Raw genomic sequence first — 24,919 nt, 5'->3', positions numbered from 1 at the left:
AAAATTTACCTCCTACAGATTTAGCTCCTCTATTTCACGAGCTATCTCCTCAATAATTTTTAAAATTTCTGGGTCTCTTTCTCTTTGCCGTATTATTTCAATGCCCTTTTTTATCTTACCCAGTCTATTCATTATTTCTTGATGTCTTTTTACCAACCCTAATTTTTCCTCAAAAAACTCTAACGAGCTTTCTGCTCTTTTTAAAGTGTCATAAACTCCCTGCCGTGAGATATCCAAAAGTTCGGAAATTTCTCCAAGAGAATAATCATTTAAATAGTACATTTCAAAAATTTCTCTTTGCTTATCTGTAAGCAAAGCACCATAAAAATCATACAAAAGAGTCATAAATAAAAAATCTTCATCCACAAAAATCCCACCCGTTAAGGTCCTAACCTTTACATTAAGATTTTATATGAAGGGCTGCATTTTGTCAAGCTGTGTTTTTTCATTTTTTTACGATTTAATTTACTGAAAAATAGCAGAAACGAAAGATTTTGCATCAAAAGCTTGCAAATCCTCTATTCCTTCCCCCATTCCTATATATCGTATAGGTACATTTAATTCTGATTTTATAGCTACAACAATTCCACCTTTTGCCGTTCCATCTAATTTGGTAAGTACAATACCGGTTATATCAGAAACTTCTTTAAATATTTTCGCCTGTTGAAGAGCATTTTGACCAGTTGTAGCATCTAAAACTAAAAAGGTCTCAACTCTCGCTTCAGGATATTCCCTATCTATAACTCTGCGAATTTTCCTCAATTCCTCCATCAGATTCTTTTTATTGTGGAGTCTACCTGCAGTATCACAAATAAGTATATCTATTCCCCTTGCTTTTGAAGCTTGAATGCCATCAAAAATAACAGAAGCTGGATCTGAGCCTTCTTGGTGTTTGATAATTGGACAGTTAACTCTCTCTGCCCATATTTCTAGCTGGTCAATAGCTGCAGCTCTAAAAGTATCACCTGCTGCTAGCATAACTTTTTTGCCTTCTTTTTTGTACATATAAGCTAATTTTCCAATTGTAGTAGTCTTTCCTACTCCATTTACTCCGACGATCAATATCACCATAGGAGAAGTCAAGGTAAAAGGTTTTACATCCTTTTGCAAAATTTCATAAACTTCTTCAGCTAAAAGTTCTTTTATTTGAGATGCATCATAAATCTTCATTTCTTTTGCCTTTTGACGTATTCCTTCTATAATCTTAGAAGTAGTACTAATACCTATATCAGCCAAAATTAAAATCTCTTCTAATTCTTCCAAAAGTTCTTCGTCAATTTTTCTACCTATTGTAACAATACTATCTATTTTAGAAGTCAAATTTTCTCTTGTTTTCAATAGTCCTTCTTTGATCTTTTGAAAAAAACCTTTTTTTTTCTTCAGCAGTTTCGGATTCTTTTTTAGATTTGTCAAAAAAAATTAAGCATGTTTTACCAAGCCTCCTATTTTGTCGTCAGTATTAAGTTTAAGGGATAACAATTTGGAAACTCCTTTTTCTTGCATTGTTACACCGTATATCGCATCAGCCACCATCATTGTCCCTTTTCTGTGGCTTACAACTATAAACTGAGTATCTTTTGACAATTCTTTCAAAAACTCAGCAAATCTCTCCACATTTGCATCATCTAATGCTGCATCTATCTCATCCAATATACAAAAAGGAGTAGGTTTTATAATTAGCATTGCAAATAAAAGGGAAATGGCAACTAATGCCTTTTCTCCTCCTGAAAGAAGAGAAAGGGTTTGCAATTTCTTTCCTGGGGGCTGTGCTTTAATTTCTATACCTGTTTCTAAAAGATTGTCTTCGTCAGTAAGTATTAACTCTGCATTACCCCCTCCAAAAAGTCGCCTAAACGTCTCCTTAAATTGAATCTGTAGGATTTCAAAACCATCTTTAAATTTTGTTTTGATAATTTTATTTGCTTCTTCGATTACAGAAATCAAAGATTCCTTTGCCTTTATAATATCTTCCATCTGAGATTTTAAAAAATCATACCTTTCCTTTACCTCTTTATATTCTTCAATAGCATCTATATTCACATTACCTAATCCTTTTATAGCCTTTGTCAAATGATCTGCTCTTTGTCTTAATTTTGAAATCTCGCCTTCTTCAGCTTCTTCAAAAGCTCTGTCTAAGGTCAATTCATATTCTTCCCAAAGCCTATTTTTGATATTGTCAATCTCTATCTGAAATCTTTGCATTTCCATTTCTACTTTATGAAATTCTTCATTAATATTAGTAAATTCTTGTTGTAAAATCGAAAATTTTTCTTTACGTTTTTGTAAATCCTCTTCTTCTTGGAAAATATTATCTTCTAAAGAAGAAATATCTTTTTGAATTTTTTCTACTTCTTGTTGTAATTTATATATTTCTCCTTGCAACTTTTCCCTATCTAAACTCAAATTGACCTTTAAGCTTTCTATTTCTTTAATATTCTTTTCCTTCTCTACTATATTGTTTTTTTCTCTATCAAATTCTTGCCGTTTATCTTTTAAGTTATGAAGTTCATTCTGAAGCTTTTGTTCGATTTTGGCGATTTCAATTTTCAAAGCAGTGATTTCTTTGTCTAAAATTGCTAAATTTTCCTCTTCTTTATTGTTTTTTTCTTTAAAACCATTAATCAAGGCATCCAATCGTTCTTTTTCTTTTTCTAAGCTTTCTAACTCTTTTAAAAACCGGTCAATTTCTTGTTGATAATTTCTAACATTTTCCTTTAATTCGCCAATTTCTAAAGTATAACTTTCTAGTTGATTTAATAAATTTCCTATTTCTTTTTCTAATGAAATCCTCCTTTGCTCATTAGAAGTTATATTATATCTAATATCAGAAACTTCTTTGTTCAATAATTCTATTTGCTCCTCTTCATGAATTTTATCATTCATTTTTTGTCTGATTTCTTCTTCCACTATTTCTTGTTGATTTTTTAAGCTATCAATTTCTTTTTTCAGTTTAGTTATCTCTTCTTTTCTCTTAAAGATGCTTTGAAGTTTAGGTTTTAAACTACCACCAGTTATTGCGCCACCCGGATTTATAACCTCTCCTTCTAATGTTACAATTTTATAAGCTTGATTATATTTTTTAGATAACCTCACTGCATTTTCAATTGTATCTACTATAATAACACGGCCTAGCAAAAAATTAAAAATTTCTTCTAAATTATCGTTATATTTTATTAGCTTAGAAGCAACTCCAATTACGCCTCTCTCAGACAAAATATTGCTTTCTTGCTGAGAAAGGATCCTGCCACGAATCAAATCAAGAGGCAAAAAAGTAGCTCTCCCCAAATTTTCTTTTTTTAGCCTTTCAATCAATTCCGCCACTTTATCAGAAGATTTTATAACTATATTTTGTACATTTGAACCTAATGCTACCTCAATTGCTGTGCTATAAGTATTTTCAACCTCTAAAAGTTCCCCCACAACTCCAATTATGTTTTCTTTAAAAGAAGGAATATTTTCAGAGAGTTTTAACAAGTTCCGCACAGTTCCACTATAGCCTTCGTAATTTTTATCCATCTCCTCTAAAATCGAAAGTCGTGACCTTTTTCTTTCAATTTGTTCTTTAATAATTTTTAAATTATTTTCCTTCAAAATTATTTCATTCTCAATTTTCTGCAAAGCTTGCTGTTCAGTAATCTTTTGTTGATTCTTTTTATCTAGTTCTTTTTGTAAAATTTGTAATTCTTCAACAATTTTATTTTTTTCTTTGTCTAGCTTTTCTATTCGATTTTGAATCTCCTCTATATGTTTTTTTAAGTTTTGCTGCCTACTTATTACCTCTTCCTTTAGAGAATTGTTTAAAGACAATTTTCCTTTCACATCTGCTATGCTATTTAAAATTTCAATTATATCTTCCTTAGCCTTTTCAATTTCTTCTATCTTATCTTTTTGCTGCTTTTGTACACTTATGTATTCTTCCTGAAATTGTTTTAATTTCTCTTCTAATTCTTTTTTGTTTAGATGTAAAAGCGCTACATTAGACTCTACCCTTTTAAGTTCTTCCCTCAAAAGTTCTTCACGTTTTACAGCTTTTTTCAATTCCTCCCTGTAAAGCTCTGTAGTTTCTTCTAAATTTCTAAGCTTCTCTACTATTAATTCCCTTTTTCCTGAGACTATCTCTATCTCTCTTAACTTATTGTGATATTCCTCTTTTTTACTGTCTAATTGCTGTTTCAGGTCATGAATTTCTTTTTCTTTATATAGCAAATTTTCCTCTTGATTTATTTTATGTATTTTTTTTTACATTCAATTGACTTTTTAGGTTCTCATATTTTCCTTTTAAAGCATCGTACTGATTCATAGACTTCTTTGCTAATTGAATATATAAACTTATATCTACTTTTCTTTTTTCCTTGTGGAGTTTTAGAAACTCTTCTGCCTTGCTTTTTTGCGTTTCCAAAGTAGTAAGCTGTTTCTCTAATTCTGCAACTATATCGTTCAAACGAATCAGATTATCATTAGCTGCTGCCAGTTTCTTTTCTGCTTCTTCTTTTTTATATCTGTACTTTGAAATACCTATTGCTTCCTCAAAAATTTGTCTTCTATCTTCTGGTTTCGCAGATAGGATTTCGTCTATTCTACTTGTCCTATTATTGAATAGCCTTCTTTTCCTACTCCTGTATCTAAAAAAAGCTCGTATATGTCCCTAAGACGACAAGGAGTCTTATTTATAAAAAATTCACTTTCGCCAGATCTAAAAATTTTTCTGGTAATAACTACTTCCGTATAATCAAAAGGAAGATAACCATCGGAATTGTCTAAGGTAAGATTTATTTCACAAAAACCTAAAGGTTTTCTATTCTCGCTACCTGCAAAAATTACATCCTCTAACTTAGAACCTCTTAAACTTTTGATACTTTGTTCTCCCAGAACTAATCTAATAGCGTCAGAAATATTACTTTTGCCACTTCCATTTGGACCTACAATTGCTGTTACACCTTTTTCAAAATTAAGAGTTACTTTGTCTGCAAAAGACTTAAAGCCTTGAAGTTCAAGTTTCTTAAGGTACATACCACCACTCCTTATGCACCTTCCATTTTACCACATCTCCATTTAAATTTCATCTTTTATTTTTCAGTATTATACCCATTCGGCCTCTTTGCCGCAGGGGCCAGCCTCCGGGGCCCTTGCCTTCGGCCCCGTCTTCGTCTCTCGGTCTTATTAAGTTTAGCTTCTGTTCTGTCAAGTCACCTTATCTCTCCCCATCCTGTTAGCACTTGAAACAATCCATCATAAGCCGTATCATGATAACTTCTTATAAAATGTGGTATCTCCTTTTCTTTTAAAATGCCTTCTATCAATTTCGCTTCTATTTCATTTTCCAACACTAAAATTTTAGCGAAGTCTTCCATTAAAATCACCTCTATATAAAAATAAAACCTGCTAAAAAGCAGGTTTAGATTATCTTGGTTCTACAATAAATTTTATCGCTGTCCTCATTTCGCCGTCTATCTCAATCTCTGAAAAGGCAGGAATCGCAATTAAGTCTATACCATTTGGTGCCACAAACCCCCTTGCTATTGCAATAGCCTTAACCGCTTGATTTACTGCACCTGCACCAACCGCCTGAATTTCTGCCGAAGATTTTTCTCTTAAGACGGCTGCTAATGCACCTGCTACAGACTTAGGTTTAGATTTAGCTGATACTTTTAGAACCTCCACTGTCAAATAACCTCCTTCATACATTATTGTGAAAATGAATACATTTATATATTTATATATTCGCTAAAAAACCAATATTTCCTTCTTTTTAAATAAAATTTTTTTAAAATTATTTTTTATAAATCAGTTATAGAAATGCGCATAATCTTTTTATCAGTACAAATAACTATTTTGTCCTTAGTCAGTCTATCTGATATTTTAAATTCCATTTTTACATTGTATTTTTTTTCTAAAAACAACTTGTTGAACTTTTTTTGCCCTATAATTGTTGAAATCCGCTTTTCATTACAAAAAATTGTAACATTTGTGTCCCTTATATTCTTATCTTTAAATGCCCTTATAAGAATGTCAAGAATAACACTTGACTCGACCAATTGTCCCATCGCAGGATGAAAAGGACCTGCTACTACATCTTTATTGTAATTAATATTTTCTGTCGTTTGAAGTCCAATACGAATGACATCAATATTATTCTTAATAAAAATTATATACATTTTCTTTGAAATTTCAACAGCCTCTTGCAAAGTCAAAGGAAGGAATCTTCCTTCTTTGTACATTCTTTCTAGATAAGTATTTTTAATCACCAAAGTAGGATAAATCCTCACAAAATCAGGTTTCAACTTCACAATCTTATAAGCGGTATTTAAAGATTTTTCTAAGTTATCTCCAGGTAGTCCTACCATTATTTGCAATCCTAATTTAAAGTCATATTGCCGAATTAGATTTACAGCTTTTACGACATCCTCACTTGTATGACCTCTTCTACTTTTTAAAAGCACTTCTTCATCCATTGATTGTACTCCAAGCTCTATTATTGAAACTTGGTATCTTTTAAGGTTTTGTAAAATCTTCGTGTCTATATAATCAGGACGAGTAGACAAACGAATAGCATCTATTTTGCCCTTATCCAAATATTCTTTTGCTATTCCTAAATAGAAATTTTGCATATCCTGGGGTATCCCTGTAAAACTTCCACCAAAAAAAGATACCTCTATTTCCGCATCCCTTGGAAGAGTTTTTAAATGACTTTCTATGGTTTGCCTTACCTCTTCTTCTGTTATCTCCCTTTGTTGCCCTGTTATCGAATTCTGATTGCAAAAAACACACTTAAAAGGACAACCTAAATGGGGTATAAAAATAGGTATTATATACATCTTCTTCTTCATAACAACTTCTACACTCCACTCAAAAGGCTTATTTTCCAGTTTTTTTGCATTAACTCTTTTATGCTATTTCTGGCACGCTTGGGCACAAACATTTTTTCTTTAAAAAGTTTGTATTCAATCTAAAGTTTTAAGAGTTAAGTCTTAAGAAATACTTATAAAAACTTAAATCATCAGTAAGTTCGGGATGAAAAGAGGTAGCAAGCAAATTATCTTGCTGTGCTGCTACAATTTTACCTTGGTACTTCGCAAGTATCCTGACACTATTCCCTACATTTTCTATATACGGAGCCCTTATAAAAACCGCCTCTATTTCATTATTGGAAACCTCTGGTATTATAAGTTTTGTTTTAAAGCTGTCAAGTTGACTACCATATGCATTTCTTCTAACTGAAATATCCATTATTCCAAGGTGCACTTTGTCATCATTAATTATATATTTTGCCATAAGTATCATGCCAGCACAAGTGCCCCATATGGGAATTTTCCTCTCATTTAGCTTTAAAATAACATCTTTGAGTCCAAAATCCACAATCATTTTCCCTATTGCAGTGCTTTCGCCCCCAGGTATAATCAATGCATCTAAACTTAGCAGAGTATTTTTTGTCTTTTGCCAAAACAGCTTCTACACCCATAAGCTTTAATTTTTCAATATGTTCTCTAACAGAGCCTTGAATTGCCAATACTCCGACACGCAAACTACCATCCCCTTGAAGCATATAGATCTTTTTCATCAAGTTTTCTTATATCAATGCTCTGCATGGCTTCTCCCAATCCTTCTGAAACTTCTGCCAATATTTCTGGTTTGTCGTAATAGGTTACCGCTTTTACTATAGCTTCTGCCATCTTTTCGGGATTTTGTGACTTGAATATTCCAGAACCAACAAAAACACCATCTGCACCAAGCTGCATCATAAGTGCAGCATCTGCCGGTGTGGCAATCCCTCCTGCCGCAAAATTTACAACCGGAAGTCTCCCATTTTGTGCAACATATTTTACAAGTTCATATGGAGCTTGTAGCTCTTTAGCAGCAGCCATAAGTTCGTCTTCCCTCAAAGTAGTAAGCCTTTTTATTTCAGCATTTATTATCCTCATATGCCTTACTGCTTCCACGACATTTCCTGTACCCGCTTCTCCTTTAGTCCTTATCATAGAAGCACCTTCCCCTATGCGCCTTAGTGCTTCTCCAAGATTTCGCGCCCCGCACACAAAAGGTATCTTAAATGCCCACTTATCTATATGGTACATCTCGTCTGCAGGAGTTAAAACTTCACTCTCATCAATAAAATCTATCCCAAGTGCCTCTAAAATCTGTGCTTCCACAAAATGCCCAATTCTAACTTTTGCCATAACAGGGATTGATACTGCCGCCTTTATCTCCTTTATTATTTTAGGATCTGACATTCTTGCTACTCCGCCTCTTGCCCTAATATCAGCTGGAACTCTCTCTAAAGCCATAACTGCAACAGCTCCTGCCTTTTCAGCAATAACCGCCTGTTCTGGTGTTGTCACATCCATTATGACTCCACCCTTTAGCATTTGGGCTAAATTTTTATTTAATTCATACCTTTCATTCATTGTTTTATACCTCCTTACAATTGTATTAATATTTTGCATATCTTAATATCAATTGTATCTATTAAATCATAACAAGTCAATCATAACATTATAGATACAAAAAAGAATGCATAATAATAGGATGCTGCCAACCATTGCTCATGCTTTGAAAGAAGTTGTAGAGGTAACGCCAAAAAATCCTCTTTTCTTTTAGAGCGTTAAATGTTAAACTCATATTGTGAAAGTTTTGCTTTCTATCAATGTTTTTAATTTTAACAGTTAAACATTAGAGAAGTGCGACACTTTTATGGATATTTCAAAAAAATTACTCATCTTTATTTAGCCACAAAAACTTCGCTTCTTTTTAACAATTTTATTTGCCAATTTGAAGCTTAAATTTATTAAGGTAGGTGAATATTTTGTTAGAACTAATAAAAAAAGCTGAAGAAACACACACTCTCTCAAAGAAAGAAATAGTTGAGCTTTTAAAGGATAATCAATATAACGACGAATTATTTAAAGCTGCGGATAGAGTAAGAAAAAAATATGTGGGTGATGAAGTGCATTTAAGAGGACTTATTGAATTTTCTAATATATGTAAGCAAAATTGCTTATATTGTGGTCTAAGAAGAGATAACAAAAATATAAAACGTTATAGATTAAAGCCAGAACAGATAATTAATTTTGCCAAAAATGCCCGCAATTTAGGATATAGAACTGTAGTATTGCAGTCTGGCGAAGATGATTTTTTCAATGTTGAAGGATGACTAAAATTATAAAATCAATAAAAGAACTCGATGTTGCAATAACTCTAAGTATAGGCGAAAAAACAAGAGAAGAATATAAGGCATATAAAGAAGCTGGAGCAGATAGATATTTGTTAAGAATAGAAACAACGGATAAAGAACTTTATGAAAAACTCGATCCTAATATGAGTCATGAAAATAGAAAAAGATGTCTTAAAGATCTAAAAGAATTAGGTTATGAAGTTGGAACCGGATGCCTCATAGGACTTCCTGGGCAAACTATAGAATCTATTGCAGATGACATTCTATTTTTTAAAGAAATTGATGCTGATATGATAGGGGTTGGCCCATTTATCCCGAATCCCGATACTCCATTAAAAAATGAAAAGGGAGGTACCTTTGAACTCAGTTTAAAAGTATGGCCATAACAAGGCTTTTGATGCCCGATATTAATATTCCGGCAACTACAGCAATGGAAGCTCTCAATATTAATGGAAGATTGATAGCACTTCGCAGTGGAGCAAATGTTGTAATGCCAAATGTTACAGAAGGGGAATACAGAAAATTGTACGCATTATATCCAGGCAAAATCTGTGTAAATGACACTCCAGCCCATTGCTTTAGCTGTATTACTGGTAAAATAAATAGTATAGGAAGACCAATTGCGAAAGATTATGGTTATAGGAAAAAGGTTATGTCAAAAAAGTAAAGGACGGGGTCTTCCCCGTCTTTTATGCATACATATTTCCATAGGGTCTTTTGCCTATCGGATGCAATTTGATAAAAGAATGATTCATAATCTTTTGAAAATCATAATCAAAATATTGACAAAAATTTTTAACATACTTTTGGATAAACACGTAATCCCTGTCATCTATTTTTTCTTTAATAACTTCTTTTCCAAGTTTATAGTCTTCTACATCACCTCTCAAATATATAACTCCCCCGTGCATACCTGTACCACAATATTCTCCGACTATATCTTCATCATTTTTTAAATTTAGTACAATCATGCATCCACCTGCCATATATTCACCAAAAAAGTCTCCCGCACTTCCTCCAATAACTATTACAGGAACTTTATCTTTGTATTCTTTCATGTGTATGCCAACTCTATAGCCAACATTATCTTTTATATAGATAGATCCACCTCTCATCCCATAACCAATGACATCACCTGCATGTCCATGTATAATAATATTCCCATCGTTCATTGTATTTCCTATTGCATCCTGTCCATTACCAAAAACTTCTATTGTAAGCCCGTCCATAAAGGCTGCCATATCATTCCCAGGCGTACCTTCGATATTTATTTTTGTAGTCCAGATAGATTATCTCCTATATATCGTTGACCATTAACATTTTTCAAATTAATTATATCTTCACCAGCACGAACTAACTCTTTAATTATTTCATTAAGGTCTTTATAATAAATTCCTGACGCATTTATGGTTTTCATCATACCACCTCCAGGTCAAGCATTTTTGCCCTTCTTAATTCTTTTGGCAAATATATAAATCCAAAATCATCATTTAAAAGATATTTCTTAAATGGAGTTATATCTGTTTCATTTTTTATAAATCCAGTAAATAATCCAGCCCTATCAATATCATTAATTAATATAAAACCTACTAACCTATTTTCTTTTACCACAAATTTTTTATAAGACCTTCTGTTATGATCAATTTTATAGATAATCTCAAATTCCTCCTGCTGGGGATTTGTTATACCAGCCGTTATCACATTTGTATTTTTATAACCTATTGAGTTCATAGGGAAAATCCCTTTAAAAGTTTTATTAATACCAATCATGTTGAGCCCTGCAATTTCTCCTTGCATGTATGCATTTGGCCATATTGGCACAACCCTATTTGACTCAACAAGCATATCATAACCTTCGGCTACGTCTCCTGCTGCATACACATCTTCAGCACTTGTTTTCATAGTGTTATCTACTAAAATACCACGGTTTATAGAAATTGATGTGTTTTTTACAACATCAACGTTTGGCACAACACCTATCGCGATGATAAGATTATCGGCTTCTAATTCCTGCCCATTTTTGAGCAAAACCCCTTTAACATATTCCTCTCCTATAATTTTATCCACTGTTGTTCCCGTAATTATTTTTATTCCGTCATTCTGAAGACTTTGAGATACCAAAGATGCTCCTTCTGCATCAAGAATTGTACTTAAAATTCTATCGGCAAGTTCAACTATTGTTACATCTACCCCTAAATGGTGAAGACCTTCTGCTGCTTTGAAGCCGATTAGGCCACCCCCTACAATTACAGCTTTTGAACCCGGCTTGGCAACTTCCTTTAATTTTTTAGCGTCGTCCATTTTTATAAAAGTATGAACATTTTTTTTGTTCAATCCTTCTACTGGAGGTATTATAGGTTTCCCGCCCGTTGCAATGAGAAGTTTGTCAAAAGTTATGCTATCCCCGTTTTCAAGATAAACTTCTTTTTTTCTTTCATCAATAGAAACAGCTTTAATACCAAATATAGTTTCTACCTTATTTTTGCGATAAAAGTCTTTCTCTCTATATATCATTTTGTCCTCAGACACTAAATTTCCGAGATAATAAGATATAAGAGGCCTTGAATACACATGATAGGGTTCATCCGAAATAACAACTATTTCAGAACTTGTATCATATTTCCTTATTGCCTCTACTGCACCTACCATTGCAGCAGAATTACCAATTATTACTATTCTCATACAGAAATGCCTCCTTCACTATAGACAAGTGCCTCATTAGGACAATTCTTGACACACGCCGGTTCTCCTGTTTCAGCACATAAGTCACATTTTGATGCAACCTTATTATTTACATCTCTTATGATTGCGCCAAACTCACACACAAGCACGCAAGTCCAACATCCAACACATTTATCTGTATCACAAGTTACAACGCCCGTTAACGGATCTTTTCGCATTGCTCCTGTAATACATGATTTGACACATGGTGCATCATCGCAATGCCTACATTGGAGTGAAAAAGATACAGGTTTATTTTCTTCAATAACAATTCGTGGTGTCGGCCTCTGGGTTTCCAACTTATATGCTTTTAAAACATCTTTATACCTTGAATGAGATGTAATACAGTATACTTCACATAATCTACATCCAACACACACATCTTCTTTCACATAAACCTTTTTCACAAAAATCCCCCCTATTCGCCGGCAGCTAGAATGCCAAGTATATCAAGTTCCTTTTGTGTCATTCCTATGCCACGAAGCATTAACCTATTTCCTTTAAGACTTTCAATATCATTTATACCCATTCCACCAAGCATTTCTTTTATTTCATGACTCCATGCTTGAACAAGGTTAACAAGACGTTTATATCCGATTTCTGGGTTTAATCTTTTTACAAGGTTAGGATCTTGAGTAGCAATTCCCCAATTGCACTTACCAGTATGGCATTTTTGGCACATATGACATCCCAAAGCAATCAAAGCAGCTGTTGCAATGTAAACAGCATCTGCGCCAAGAGCTATCGCTTTGACTATGTCTGCACTGTTTCTAATACTACCCGCTGCCACCAAAGATATTGTATGTCTTATACCTTCAGATCGGAGTCTTGCATCTACAGCAGCTATTGCAAATTCAATTGGAATTCCTACATTATCCCTTATTCTTTTTGGAGCAGCCCCCGTACCGCCTCTAAATCCGTCTATTGCTATATAATCTGCTCCAGCTCTTGCTATTCCAGAAGCTATTGCCGCCACATTATTGACTGCTGCAATTTTAACACCAACAGGTTTTTGATAATTGGTAGCTTCCTTCAATGCATATATTAATTGTGCAAGGTCTTCAATTGAATAGATATCATGATGCGGTGCAGGAGATATAGCATCACTTCCAGGTGGTATCATCCTTGTTGCCGAGATATCTTCACTCACCTTTTCACCGGGTAAATGACCACCTATCCCGGGCTTTGCACCTTGACCAATTTTTATTTCAATAGCCGCCGCAGTATTGAGGTATTCTCTATCAACACCAAAACGACCTGATGCGACCTGTACAATTGTATTTTTGCCATATTTGCGAAAGTCCTTATGAAGTCCCCCTTCACCAGTATTATATAGTATTCCAAGCTCTTCAGCAGCTCTTGCCAAAGCTGCGTGAGCATTGTAACTTATTGAACCATAAGACATTGCTGAAAACATTATTGGTGTCTCAAGTTTGAGTTGTGGAGGCATTTTTGTTTTAACATTAAGGTTTTCGTCTATTTCTATCCTATCAGGCTTTCTACCTAAATATACCCTTAACTCCATAGGTTCTCTCAACGGATCTATAGAGGGATTTGTAACCTGGCTTGCATTTATAACCATTTTATCCCAATATACGGGATAAGGCCTATCATTTCCCATGGATGACAGAAGAACTCCACCTGTTTCTGCCTGTTTGTATATATCTCTTATAGCATCGTAAGTCCAATTGGCATGTTCTCTAAATGTTTGAGGATGTTTAATAATTGTAAGAGCTTGAGTTGGACACAGCACGACACATCTTTGACAATTTACACAGTTCATATCATTTGAAACCATCTTATCTAAATGTTCGTCATAGCTGTGAACTTCAAATGAGCACTGTCTCATACAAACCTTACAATTAATGCATTTATCGTAATCTCTGAGTACTTTAAATTCTGGAGTAAGGTAGCTTAAACTCATGCAGTAACCTCCTTTGTAGAGTACATTTCTTTTTCATTATCACGTATGAGCTCAGCTATAACAGGTTCTCCACCTCTAGGAATCCATACGCTTTCAGGATTTTTGCATACTTGCCTTATTGCTGACTCTTCGCTGGCTACATATATCATATCGCCTTTTTTTGCAGCAGTAAGTGGCCTTAGTTTAATCCTATCGTTTATTGCTACAAAGCCATCTTCATATGCTATTATCATTGAAAATGGACCATTTAAAAGTGCTCTACCATAAATTATTTTCAGGTTAGTGTATAAAATTTTTTCTTTTGGTGACATCCTTTCAACCTGCTTCCACAAAGGCGATGCAACTACTTTGCATGCAAGTTCTATTGGCAAACCATGTCTTCTTAATAAAAGGTCGAAAATGTATGCTGCAACTTCTGTATCAGTTTGCAAGGTGCAAATATATCCAAACTCTTCTAAATATTTACGATTAGTATCGTACGAAGAAAGCTCACCATTGTGAACAACAGAGATATTTAATAGATTAAAAGGATGTGCACCACCCCACCATCCTGGGGTATTCGTTGGAAATCTACCATGGGCCAACCACATATATCCTTTATAAGATTCCAATTTATAAAAATTCGCAACATCCTCTGGGTAACCTACCGCTTTAAATACTCCCATATTTTTCCCGCTAGAAAAAACATATGCACCTCGTATGTTACTGTTTATATTAAATACAAATTTAATTGTAAATTCATTTTCATCTAGTTCTGACAATTTCAATTTCTCTGGCTTTGGTATAGCAAAATATCTGTAAATTAATGGTGCATTTTTAATATGTGTCGTTTTTCGTGTGGGTATTTTCTCTTCTAAAGCCACTATATAATTTGCTTTTAAAATATTCTCTGTTTCCTGTTTAGCTATCAAATCATCATAAAACATATGAAATGCAAAGTAATCTTTAAAATCAGGATAAATGCCATATGCAGCAAAGCCACCTCCAAGACCATTTGATCTATCATGCATTGTCGCGATGGAATCTGTTATAGATTGCCCCGAAAATAGACGACCAGTGCGATCAATTATGCCACTTATAGCACATCCTGAAGGTATTCTTACATAACCTTCCTTCAACATTTTATAACCCCCTTAAAAAATTTTTATATGCAATATTTTTTTTGAAACTTGCATCAAGCGAAAATGTTTACTGCTTAAAATTGTCCTCAAATCGTGGCAAAACACTTATCAATTCTAAATTATAAGTGTTATGTTAATTATAATATATTTTATTAATTTTGCAATACGTTAATATGAAAAATTCATAAATTATTTTTAAGTTAATTGTACAATTAAATGTAATTGCCCTAAAAAACAATTAAAAAATCCACCTCCTTAAGTCGAAACTATATGCAGAATAACAACACCCCACTACTTAATAAAGTGGGGGTGTCTTTTATCCCTGCAAGTATTCTTTTTTACTGTTCTCGTTCCTTTCTTACCTTATTGTGCGTCTACGTATAAACATCTAAAAGTCGACAAAAATTCGCCCAAAAGCGGGAAAAAACTTCCTGATTTTTTTCCCACAGCCTTTTTGTTTCTTCTTTAAGTTGATTCACTGCTTCTGGTCCAGCAAAGTCAAGTTCTTCTTGATAAATCTCAGCCCAATAATCAATGATTATAGGTGTAATTTCTGGGTGAAATTGTAAAGCCCAGGCACACTCCTGATAAGCAAAAGCCTGGTTAGTACAAGTATCACCTTCTGCAAGTAGAACAGCACCTTCAGGCAGTTCAAAAGTATCTCCATGCCATTGAAAAGCCCAAAACTCCTCTGGTAAATCGCGGAAAAGAAAAGCCTTTTTCCCTGCTTCTGTCAAATGTATTTTATACCACCCAATTTCTTTTATCGAGTTAGGTTTAACTGTTGCCCCTAACGCCCTAGCAATAAGCTGTCCTCCTAAACATATTCCTAATATTGGTATTCGTCTTTCTATCGCATCGCGTACAAGTTCTTGCACTTGATAAAGATATGGGTACTTTGGTTCTTCATATGCTCCCATTGGACCTCCCAATATTATCACAGCTTTATAGTCAGCCACTTTTTTAGGTAAAATAGTTCCTGGTTGATCCATTATACGAATATCTAACTTCCATCCTTCTTCGAAAAAATCTCAGCTATAAGACCTGGTCCTTCCTGTCTTACATGTTGGATAATTAAAACATGCATTATCCCATCTCCTTTGCTAAACAATAGGGTCAAGACTTTTACAAAGCTCAGAAATTGTAGATTTTGAAAATTCAGTATGATAGAGTTCATAAGTGATTTCTTCAGCTTTTCGTGTAGATACTTCGTTAACCACCATCTTCATTAATGCCAATAAAAAAGCCTGTTTCTTAAATGGTAGCCATTACGATAGTTTTGCCTTTCTTCCGTTCTTTCATATGGTTCAGCTTCGATTTTTAAGTAGCTTGAGCTAGTAATATTTGATCAAGTACAGATTTTAAGAGTTTGTATAACTTTACATAAATAGACATTTTTAGAGGGGTGCAAGAGGCAAGGCAGACTATCTTTCATTTGGAGGTATTTTGAATGCCTCCTATTGCCAAATTGTAAGTATGGCTCCTCCAAACTTTAAATTGCGCTTTCACCTTTTTCGCCAGTTCTGATTCTGACAGCATCTTCAACATTGTATATAAATATCTTACCATCGCCTATATTACCTGAGCGGGCAGCTTTGATAATTGTATCCACAATTCTATCAACCTCAGAATCCTTTACAATCAGCTCAAGCTTTATCTTAGGTAAAAGGTTGATATTAATCGCAACACCCCTGTAATATTCTGTCTTCCCCTTTTGAAGACCGCATCCCATTACTTGGGACACTGTCATGCCCTTTATCCCAAGTTGATTTAAAGTATCCTTTACCTCTTCAAGCTTTTCAGGCCTGATAATACACTCAATCTTTTTCATTGACCTTCACCCTTTTCAAATAAAATTTATCATAAAACCATCAAATTTAGTTTACTGCCTCAGACTTCGTTACAAAGTCACCATAAGCTGTGGCACCATGTTCTGCAACATCCAGACCTTCTACCTCTTCCTCTTCGGAAACTCGCAAACCGACTGTGAGTTTGATTATCGCAAAGAGAATAAACGCTGTCACAGTAGTCCATGCAAACGTTGAAGCAACCCCAGCAAGCTGCGCCAAAAACTGCTTTATTCCACCACCATAGAACAGTCCTCCTTCTATTGCAAAAAGCCCAACCATCAATGTTCCAAACGCACCACAAACACCATGCACAGAAATTGCACCAACGGGATCGTCTATTTTGAGCTTTTTATCAATAAACTCAACAGAAACAACTACTAAAATTCCTGCCAATCCCCCTATTATTGCAGCACCCCATGTACTTACCGACGCACATCCTGCTGTGATCGCAACAAGCCCAGCTAAAGCACCATTCAGTGTCATGCTAACATCGGGTTTTCTGTACTTTAGCCATGTATAAATCATCGCGAGGGTTGCACCCATTGCAGCTGCTAAATTGGTATTTACAGCAATATCGCCAATTTTGTCACTCATACCTGAAAGTGTTGAACCTGGGTTGAATCCAAACCATCCAAACCATAAAATGAAGGTACCAAGCGCTGCCAATGTTATGCTATGCCCTGGAATCGCATTGACCTTTCCGTCTTTTGTGTATTTTCCTATTCTTGGTCCAAGCATTTTTGCACCAATCAACGCTGCCCAACCACCAACAGAGTGAACAACAGTAGACCCTGCAAAGTCGATAAATCCTAATTTGCTCAACCATCCTCCTCCCCATGCCCAGTGTCCTACAACTGGATAGATAATGAGTGAAATTACAGCACTATAAATACAGTAAGCAGCAAATTTTGTTCTTTCAGCCATAGCACCAGATACAATTGTTGCGGCTGTTGCTGCAAATACTGTCTGGAAAATTAAAAAGGACATCAAAGGAATTGAAAGCTCTAAATGTTCAAATGAATCACTGAAGAAAAACCCTGAGGTTCCTATAAAGCCACCTGCATCTTTTCCGAACATTATTGCAAATCCTATCAGCCAGAACATAACTGAACCAATTGCAAAGTCCATTAGGTTTTTCATAACAATGTTGCTTGCATTCTTTGCTCTTGTGAACCCCGCTTCAACCATTGCAAACCCTGCTTGCATGAAGAACACCAAGAAAGCTGATACAAGTACCCAAACATTGTCAATAGCTGTTGCAACTTTTTCTGGTGTTATTTGGTCTGCTGCTTTTGCAGTGCAAATTCCACTCGCTACTACAAAAATTAAAATCATAAAGCTTAAAAATATTTTCTTTACCTTATCCATTTTTATAAACCTCCTCATAATTGAATTAAGTTTTAAGAAGACTTATAAATCATTAAGCACACCTACTTGCACCCCTCTTTTCAAATTTGATTGATTTGATGTGATAAAACGATCTACATGTTTTAAAAAGGTTTTTAGGGGATAATATTTGTTATAGTTTGACAGAAATTTAAGGGTTAATGATTAAAAAAGGCAAAGACAACCTTTTTCTAAAGGCGCCTTTGCCTTTTTTCTATTTACTTGTTTATTTTAATTACAATTGCTTTTTTTCGTTTTGTCATTTGTACTTTAAAATACTAATAATCACTATAAAAAGTTAAATGTTAAATAACATGTCGCATATGTCGGTAATGGCCACAATTCTGCATCTACAATGGTTTCGAGTTTATCGCCAATTTCTCTTAAAATGCCCATTTTTGCAAATACTACATCTCTGTAATAGCAAGCCTTGCTATAAGAATCACCATTCATATTTGAAGCTTCATTAACTGCATTTTCAAGTTCAGAGATGTTTTTCTTAAATTCACTCATTAGTGTAGAAACTTCTTCTAATAATTCAGTTTGTGCACTTATATCAGCATTTAGACCTGTTGCTTTTACAGAATTTATTGATTCTGCAATTTTTGTAGCAAAAGTTATTACAGCTGGGAGTATTTGTCGTTTTGCTATGTCTAACATTGTTAAAGCTTCAATATTAATTGTTTTTATATAATTTTCAAGAGAAATCTCATATCGTGATTCAAGTTCAACTTTGCTTAAAACACCGTGTTTTTCCATGACTTTGATATTCTTCTCTTTAATTAAAGCAGGAATAGCTTCAACTGTTGATCGAATATTTGGAAGTCCTCTTTTTTCTGCCTCTTTTACCCATTCTTCTGAATAACCATTCCCATTAAATATAATTCTTTTGTGCTTCTTTACAATTTCCTTAAGCAACAGTTGCACTTCTTCATCAAAATTTGTGGCCTTTTCCAACCTATCCGCAATCTGAGATAGACTTTCAGCAACAATGGTGTTTAATATAAAATTAGCAGTTGCAATTGATGAAGAAGAACCAACATTCTAAATTCAAATTTATTTCCTGTAAATGCGAATGGAGATGTTCTGTTTCTATCTGTAGAATCCTTTGGTAGTGCAGGAAGAGTTGATACACCTACTTTTAATACTCCTCCTTGTTTTGAAGTTGTTGCACCACCATTTTCGATCTGTTCAAGAATATCCGTAAGCTGTTCACCAAGGAAGACTGATACAATTGCGGGCGGTGCTTCATTAGCGCCAAGACGATGGTCATTTCCTGGTGTTGCAGCAGCTACTCTGACTAAATCAGCGTATTCATCGATAGCTTTGATTACAGCACACAAGAATACTAAAAATTGTGCATTTTCGTGGGGTGTATGTCCCGGATCTAAGAGATTTTGACCATCATCGGTGCTCATTGACCAATTAATGTGTTTACCGGAACCATTGACTCCTGCAAAAGGTTTTTCATGCAAAAGGCATACAAGTCCATGTCTTAAAGCAATTTTTTTCATTAGATCCATTGTCAATTGATTATGATCTGATGCAATATTAGCTGTATTGTATACTGTAGCGAGTTCATGCTGAGCGGGAGCAACTTCATTATGCTTAGTTTTAGCAGGAATTCCTAATTTCCACAATTCCTCATCTAAATCTCTCATAAATGCTGATATTCTTTCTTTGATAGATGCAAAATAATGATCTTCCATTTCTTGACCCTTTGGTGATTTAGCACCAAATAGAGTTCTTCCCGTAAGTATAAGATCTTTACGCTTGTCATACATCTTTTTATCAATTAAGAAATATTCCTGTTCAGGTCCTACGGTTGTAATAACTTTCTTTGCTGTAGTATTACCAAATAATCTTAATACTCGAAGAGCTTGTTTTGATAAAGCTTCCATAGAACGCAGTAAGGGTATTTTTAAATCTAGCGCTTCGCCTGTATATGAGCAGAAAGCAGTGGGGATATATAGCGTATCATCTTTTATAAAAGCCGGCGATGTACAGTCCCATGCTGTATATCCTCTTGCTTCAAAGGTAGCCCTTAAACCACCTGATGGAAATGAAGAAGCATCAGGCTCACCTTTAATTAATTCTTTTCCTGAAAATTCAGTTATTACCCTACCATCTTGAGTAGGAGAAATGAAAGAATCCCGCTTTTCAGCAGTAATTCCAGTCAATGGCTGGAACCAATGTGTAAAATGAGTTGCTCCCTTCTCAATTGCCCAATCTTTCATTGCATTTGCTACAACTTCAGCAACTGCTGGTTCTAATGGAATTCCCTCATCGATTGTTTGCCTTAAAGCTTTGTAAGTTGCCTTTGGAAGGCGTTCTCTCATGACTGAATCGTTAAAAACATTTGAACCAAAAATGTCGCTTAGAGTGTTTTGTGCCATAGTAATTCCCTCCTCTTAAATGATTTTATAAATTAACATATTAACTTGATAAATAATTAAGGTATAATATTAAAAAATAAAACAAAGGCGTCACTTCTACAACGTGAAACGCCTTTGTTTCACTTACAAACTATTAACTTTACACATTTATATAGTTAATACTAGATTTATAATAACATATTATTATTCTGATTTCAAGTATTTTTTATGTAAGTCCGTGTTAAGATCTAGTAAGTAAATTTTTAAAAATATCTCGTTTAAATTACCTCACCGTCAGCATATTATCGCCCTGTCCCCTTTGATATGCTAGAAGCAGCCTCTTCTCCTCTAGGTATCTTACCATATTTCAGACACACAGTCAGCAGACGCATATTTTCGTGGATTACCGTCTTTGTCTTCATTTTAATATACCCAATTTAACCAATGCTTCCATAGCAGCAGCTTGTTCAGCTTCTTTTTTACTTTTACCATAACCTTCTCCTAAAACTACATCTCCAATTCGCACTTTGGTGATAAAAGTTTTGTTGTGGTCAGGTCCTATTTCTTTTACAAGTTCATAAGTGATTTTCCCTATTCCCATACTTTGAACAACTTCTTGCAACTTGGTCTTATAGTCACGATAAATAAGTCCTTCTAATACTTCTTCAATGATATTCTAAATAAATCTAAGATTATATTGCGAACGACTTCTAATCCTCCATCCAGATATACAGCAGCCAGCAGCGCTCCATAGCATCTGCAAGAAGTGAATCTCTTTCTCTTCCTCCAGTCATTTCTTCTCCCTTACCAATGAGCAAAAAATTGCCTAACCCTATTTCTCTTGCACATCTAGCAAGAGAGGGCTCACAAACTATTTCAGCTCTATATTTAGAAAGAGAACCTTCTTCTAAATCTTTTCTATTCTTGTACAAATACTCACTTATTACAAGGCTTAGAACAGAATCTCCTAAAAACTCCAATCTTTCATTGCTAATCTTGCTATTTTTACCTTCGTGAGCCCATGAACTGTGAGTTAAAGCCTCAATAAGCAAATCTTTATTTTTAAAGCTATAATTAATTTTCTTTTCTAATTCAGACAAATTTTTTCTTTTCACTTCCATACCTCTTTTAAAATTTTTTAAAAAGTATTGTCCCATTATGTCCTCCAAAGCCAAAGGAATTAGAAATCGCATAATTTACTTCTTTCTCTATAGCCTCGTTAGGCACATAATTTAAATCGCAGTCTGGATCGGGAGTTTCATAATTAATAGTAGGGGGTATAATGCCATTTTTTATAGTCAAAACAGTAGCAACAGCCTCTACTGCACCTGCTGCTCCTAATAAATGACCTACCATAGACTTGATAGAGCTTACATAGAGTTTATACGCATGGTCTTTAAAGACCTTCTTTATAGCCATTGTTTCAAATTTGTCGTTATATTCAGTGGAAGTTCCATGAGCGTTGATATAATCTATCATTTCAAAACTTACTTTTCCGTCCTTTAAAGCTGCTTCCATTGCACGAGCAGCTCCTTCTCCTTCTGGCGCAGGAGCAGTTATGTGGTAAGCATCATCTGTAGCACCATAACCTATTATCTCTGCATAAATTTTAGCTCCTCTTTTTTGCGCATGTTCTAAAGATTCTAAAATTAAGCTGGCAGACCCTTCCCCCATTACAAAGCCATCTCTATTTAAGTCAAAAGGACGGGAGGCTTTTTTAGGGTCCTCATTTGTAGACATTGCTTTCATTGCACAAAAGCCTGCGAAAGACATTGGAGTTATAGCTGCTTCGGTACCTCCTGTAACTATAAGGTCTGCTTCTCCCCGTTGAATGGCTTTAAAAGCTTCTCCTATAGCATTAGTACTGGAAGCACAAGCATTTACTATAGTCTCGTTTATCCCTTTTAATCCAAAAGTTATTGCAATTTGACCCGCTGCCATATTTGCTATCATCATGGGAATAAAGAAAGGACTTACTTTCCCGGGGCCTTTTTCATACATAATTTTTATTTGATTTTCAAGAGTTTCCATTCCCCCTATGCCTGTACCGTAAATGACTCCAAACCTGTTTAAATCAACTTTAGAAAGGTCAATTCGTGAATCCTCTAATGCCAACTTCGCACTAGCAACGGCAAACTGGATAAACCTATCCATTCTTCTTGCTTCTTTTTTGTCTATATATAAAGTTGGTTCAAAATCTTTCACTTCTGCCGCTACCTTAGTAGGAAATTCTGACACGTCAAACTTAGTAACAGTGTCTATTCCAGACTCACCATTTATTAACGAATTCCAAAATTTTTCTACAGTATTACCCAAAGGTGTAATGACTCCTACTCCCGTTACAACTACTCTGTTCATAAGTTAAACCTCCAACATAGGGTAAAAATATATGGTATAAAGTCCCGCAAGGCGGGACCTCAACTATTCAAGATTGCTTAAGTATTCTACTACATCACCTACCGTTTTAATCTTTTCCGCATCTTCATCAGGAATTTCAATATCAAACTCTTCTTCCAGAGCCATTATAAGCTCTACTATGTCCAAAGAGTCTGCTCCTAAATCATCTATAAAAGATGACTCCATCGTTATTTCATCCGGATCAATGCCAAGTTGTTCAGCTATTATGTCCCTTACTTTTTCAAAAATCATACCTTTTTCACCTCCTCTCAAAAATTATACATTATGATAATATTACATAACCATTCCTCCGTCAACATTTATTACTTGCCCAGTAATATAATCTGAAGCAGGACTTGCCAAAAAAGCAACCAATTCAGCAACATCCTCCGGTTTTCCAGCTCTTTTTAGAGGAATGCTCTTTAACATCTTTTCTTTTATTTCATCTTTTAACACACTTGTCATATCCGTTTCAATGAAGCCAGGAGCTACAGCATTTACTGTTATTCCCCGACTCGCCAACTCTTTTGCAACGGATTTGGTAAGTCCTATCATTCCTGCTTTAGAAGCAGCATAATTAGCTTGACCTGCATTTCCCATTAATCCCACAACTGATGTAATATTTATTATCTTCCCTTTTCTCTTTTTTATCATATACTTTGATGCAAATTTTATTACATTAAACGTACCTTTTAAATTTACATCTATTACTTGGTCCCACTCGCTTTCATCCATCTTCAAAATTAAATTATCCTTTGTAATTCCCGCATTATTTACCACAACATCTATACTACCAAATTCTTCTACAATTTTATCTATTGCTTTTTCTACCTCATCGTATTTAGAGACATCACATTTGATAGCCATTGCTTCTACTCCATACTCTTTTACTTCTCTTACCACCTCTTCAGCACTTCTGTCGCTTTTGGAATAGTTGATCACAATATTAAATCCATCTTTTGCTAAACGCCGAGCAATTGCTCGCCCAATACCACGAGACCCCCCTGTTATAAAAGCAGTTTTTCTTTCAGTTTCCATATTCTTATCCCTCCAAAGCAGAGAGAGTCTTCAAAAGTGACTCCTCATCTTCAAAATTATAAGCATCTTTGGTTCTGTCAATCTTTTTAACAAAACCTGTAAGAGTTTTTCCCGGACCTATTTCAACAAAAATATCTACACCATCCTCAATCATTCTTTTTACAGATTGTTCCCATAGCACAGGATGACTCACTTGTTTTATGAGCAATTCTTTAATTTCTTCCCTTGTAAGATAGTTAGCTGTCACATTTGATATTACAGGAATTTTTAACTCTCTTATTTCTATTTTTCCCAAATCCTTCTCCAAAAGTTCTCCTGCTTTTCTTAGCATGCTGCAATGAAAAGGGGCACTTACTGCCAATACTACTGCTCTTTTTGCACCTTTTTCTTTGGCTAGCTCCACTGCTTTTTCCACGGCTTTTACTTCTCCGGATATAACTAATTGTCCTGGACAGTTATAATTGGCAGGTTCTACTATTCCAACTTGTGATGCAATACGGCAAATCTCTTCTACTACTTCATTTTCAAGTCCCAATATTGCTGCCATAGTACCCACTCCTTGGGGTACCACTCCCTGCATATATTTCCCTCTATTTTTCACAAGTCTAACTGCATCTTCAAAATCCAAAGCTTCAGCCAATACTAAAGAGGAATACTCTCCTAAACTCAATCCTGCAGTAACCTCAGCATTTATCCCTCTATTTTGCAAAACCTTTGTTAAAGCAACAGAAACCGTTAAAATGGCCGGCTGAGTATTTTCTGTTTTTAGAAGTTCTTCTTCTGGCCCTTCAAAACAAAGTTTAGATATACTAAATCCCAAAGCTTCATCGGCCCTTTCAAAAATCTCTCTTGCTTCCTGGTATCTTTGGTATATTTCTTTGCCCATCCCAGCATATTGGGAACCTTGCCCTGGGTAAATAAAAGCTATTTTCATTTTT

General features: G+C 34.8%; 14 protein-coding genes and 10 pseudogenes. 1 reads left to right on the top strand and 23 read right to left on the bottom strand.

Annotation, left to right across the window (positions count from 1 at the left end; all coding sequences use genetic code 11):
* Positions 1-12 precede the first annotated feature (12 nt).
* The 8 genes and pseudogenes from JCM7501_RS02675 to pdxS form a co-directional block, all read right to left on the bottom strand.
* On the bottom strand, positions 13-366 hold the full coding sequence (locus JCM7501_RS02675; RefSeq protein WP_012995311.1) for a putative DNA-binding protein: 354 nt from the start codon (positions 364-366) through the stop codon (positions 13-15).
* A 99-nt stretch (positions 367-465) separates the two neighbouring features.
* A pseudogene (gene ftsY / locus JCM7501_RS02670) lies at positions 466-1,420 on the bottom strand (signal recognition particle-docking protein FtsY).
* Positions 1,420-5,010, bottom strand: a pseudogene (smc, locus tag JCM7501_RS02665) (chromosome segregation protein SMC). The pseudogenes ftsY and smc overlap by 1 nt, the downstream one beginning before the upstream one ends.
* Before the next feature lie 176 nt (positions 5,011-5,186).
* Positions 5,187-5,351, bottom strand: coding sequence for a hypothetical protein (locus JCM7501_RS13115; protein WP_169729933.1), 165 nt, complete (start codon positions 5,349-5,351; stop codon positions 5,187-5,189).
* Positions 5,352-5,400: 49 nt separating this feature from the next.
* Positions 5,401-5,661, bottom strand: a complete 261-nt coding sequence (locus JCM7501_RS02660) for a stage V sporulation protein S (RefSeq protein ID WP_003869192.1) — start codon at positions 5,659-5,661, stop codon at positions 5,401-5,403.
* Positions 5,662-5,724: 63 nt separating this feature from the next.
* Positions 5,725-6,827, bottom strand: a pseudogene (locus JCM7501_RS02655) (elongator complex protein 3).
* 127 nt (positions 6,828-6,954) lie between these two features.
* Positions 6,955-7,522, bottom strand: a pseudogene (gene pdxT / locus JCM7501_RS02650) (pyridoxal 5'-phosphate synthase glutaminase subunit PdxT).
* A gap of 1 nt (position 7,523) precedes the next feature.
* A complete protein-coding gene (gene pdxS, locus JCM7501_RS02645; RefSeq protein ID WP_012995317.1) occupies positions 7,524-8,402 on the bottom strand; it encodes a pyridoxal 5'-phosphate synthase lyase subunit PdxS in 879 nt (292 codons plus the stop codon).
* Between the two features lie 398 nt (positions 8,403-8,800).
* Between pdxS and hydE the strand changes: the two are divergent.
* Positions 8,801-9,836: pseudogene (gene hydE / locus JCM7501_RS02640) on the top strand ([FeFe] hydrogenase H-cluster radical SAM maturase HydE).
* Positions 9,837-9,858: 22 nt separating this feature from the next.
* Here the strand turns inward: hydE and JCM7501_RS02635 are convergent.
* The 15 genes and pseudogenes from JCM7501_RS02635 to fabD all read right to left on the bottom strand — a co-directional run bounded on the left by JCM7501_RS02635 (position 9,859) and on the right by fabD (position 24,915).
* Positions 9,859-10,586: pseudogene (locus tag JCM7501_RS02635) on the bottom strand (GltB/FmdC/FwdC-like GXGXG domain-containing protein).
* On the bottom strand, positions 10,586-11,851 hold the full coding sequence (locus tag JCM7501_RS02630) for an NAD(P)/FAD-dependent oxidoreductase (protein WP_028991685.1): 1,266 nt from the start codon (positions 11,849-11,851) through the stop codon (positions 10,586-10,588). The pseudogene JCM7501_RS02635 and the gene JCM7501_RS02630 overlap by 1 nt, the downstream one beginning before the upstream one ends.
* Positions 11,848-12,297: a 4Fe-4S dicluster domain-containing protein gene (locus JCM7501_RS02625; RefSeq protein ID WP_028991684.1), complete on the bottom strand. Its 450-nt coding sequence runs from the start codon at positions 12,295-12,297 to the stop codon at positions 11,848-11,850. Before JCM7501_RS02625 ends, JCM7501_RS02630 begins: the two co-directional genes overlap by 4 nt.
* Before the next feature lie 11 nt (positions 12,298-12,308).
* Positions 12,309-13,814, bottom strand: coding sequence for a glutamate synthase-related protein (locus JCM7501_RS02620; RefSeq protein WP_028991683.1), 1,506 nt, complete (start codon positions 13,812-13,814; stop codon positions 12,309-12,311).
* Positions 13,811-14,935 carry a class II glutamine amidotransferase gene (locus JCM7501_RS02615; protein WP_012995323.1) on the bottom strand — a complete coding sequence of 375 codons (1,125 nt, stop codon included), beginning with the start codon at positions 14,933-14,935 and terminating at the stop codon, positions 13,811-13,813. The genes JCM7501_RS02620 and JCM7501_RS02615 overlap by 4 nt, the downstream gene beginning before the upstream one ends.
* A 374-nt stretch (positions 14,936-15,309) precedes the next feature.
* Positions 15,310-16,022: pseudogene (locus tag JCM7501_RS02610) on the bottom strand (type 1 glutamine amidotransferase).
* Between the two features lie 19 nt (positions 16,023-16,041).
* Positions 16,042-16,303: pseudogene (locus JCM7501_RS12510) on the bottom strand (transposase); the annotation flags it as partial.
* A 124-nt stretch (positions 16,304-16,427) separates the two neighbouring features.
* A complete protein-coding gene (locus JCM7501_RS02605) occupies positions 16,428-16,766 on the bottom strand; it encodes a P-II family nitrogen regulator (protein WP_013150364.1) in 339 nt (112 codons plus the stop codon).
* 46 nt (positions 16,767-16,812) lie between these two features.
* Positions 16,813-18,153, bottom strand: a complete 1,341-nt coding sequence (locus JCM7501_RS02600; RefSeq protein ID WP_028991681.1) for an ammonium transporter — start codon at positions 18,151-18,153, stop codon at positions 16,813-16,815.
* Positions 18,154-18,469: 316 nt separating this feature from the next.
* Positions 18,470-20,567 (bottom strand): annotated as a pseudogene (locus tag JCM7501_RS02595) (glutamine synthetase III family protein).
* A gap of 397 nt (positions 20,568-20,964) precedes the next feature.
* Positions 20,965-21,703: pseudogene (gene rnc, locus JCM7501_RS15725) on the bottom strand (ribonuclease III).
* Positions 21,675-22,904 (bottom strand): beta-ketoacyl-ACP synthase II, encoded by a 1,230-nt coding sequence (gene fabF / locus JCM7501_RS02585; RefSeq protein WP_028991678.1) that lies wholly within the window; start codon positions 22,902-22,904, stop codon positions 21,675-21,677. The pseudogene rnc and the gene fabF overlap by 29 nt, the downstream one beginning before the upstream one ends.
* Before the next feature lie 63 nt (positions 22,905-22,967).
* Positions 22,968-23,195, bottom strand: a complete 228-nt coding sequence (acpP, locus tag JCM7501_RS02580; RefSeq protein ID WP_012995329.1) for an acyl carrier protein — start codon at positions 23,193-23,195, stop codon at positions 22,968-22,970.
* Positions 23,196-23,237: 42 nt separating this feature from the next.
* Complete coding sequence (fabG, locus tag JCM7501_RS02575; protein ID WP_013150368.1) at positions 23,238-23,981, bottom strand: 3-oxoacyl-[acyl-carrier-protein] reductase; 744 nt, start codon at positions 23,979-23,981, stop codon at positions 23,238-23,240.
* Positions 23,982-23,985: 4 nt separating this feature from the next.
* Positions 23,986-24,915, bottom strand: coding sequence for an ACP S-malonyltransferase (gene fabD / locus JCM7501_RS02570; RefSeq protein WP_028991677.1), 930 nt, complete (start codon positions 24,913-24,915; stop codon positions 23,986-23,988).
* Positions 24,916-24,919 lie beyond the last annotated feature (4 nt).

It is taken from the genome of Thermoanaerobacter thermocopriae JCM 7501 (genome assembly GCF_001310975.1).
In the GTDB taxonomy this organism is placed as follows: domain Bacteria; phylum Bacillota; class Thermoanaerobacteria; order Thermoanaerobacterales; family Thermoanaerobacteraceae; genus Thermoanaerobacter; species Thermoanaerobacter thermocopriae.
This window is presented reverse-complemented; position numbering and strand designations above follow the sequence as displayed.

Bases quoted from the DNA above. Each gene is read 5' to 3' on its own strand.
- pdxS (WP_012995317.1), bottom strand. From the start codon at position 8,402: ATGAATGAAAGGTATGAATTAAATAAAAATTTAGCCCAAATGCTAAAG.
- acpP (WP_012995329.1), bottom strand. From the start codon at position 23,195: ATGATTTTTGAAAAAGTAAGGGACATAATAGCTGAACAACTTGGCATT.
- JCM7501_RS02615 (WP_012995323.1), bottom strand. From the start codon at position 14,935: ATGTTGAAGGAAGGTTATGTAAGAATACCTTCAGGATGTGCTATAAGT.
- JCM7501_RS13115 (WP_169729933.1), bottom strand. From the start codon at position 5,351: ATGGAAGACTTCGCTAAAATTTTAGTGTTGGAAAATGAAATAGAAGCG.
- JCM7501_RS02600 (WP_028991681.1), bottom strand. From the start codon at position 18,153: ATGGATAAGGTAAAGAAAATATTTTTAAGCTTTATGATTTTAATTTTT.
- fabG (WP_013150368.1), bottom strand. From the start codon at position 23,981: ATGGAAACTGAAAGAAAAACTGCTTTTATAACAGGGGGGTCTCGTGGT.
- JCM7501_RS02630 (WP_028991685.1), bottom strand. From the start codon at position 11,851: ATGAGAATAGTAATAATTGGTAATTCTGCTGCAATGGTAGGTGCAGTA.
- fabD (WP_028991677.1), bottom strand. From the start codon at position 24,915: ATGAAAATAGCTTTTATTTACCCAGGGCAAGGTTCCCAATATGCTGGG.
- fabF (WP_028991678.1), bottom strand. From the start codon at position 22,904: ATGAACAGAGTAGTTGTAACGGGAGTAGGAGTCATTACACCTTTGGGT.
- JCM7501_RS02620 (WP_028991683.1), bottom strand. From the start codon at position 13,814: ATGAGTTTAAGCTACCTTACTCCAGAATTTAAAGTACTCAGAGATTAC.
- JCM7501_RS02605 (WP_013150364.1), bottom strand. From the start codon at position 16,766: ATGAAAAAGATTGAGTGTATTATCAGGCCTGAAAAGCTTGAAGAGGTA.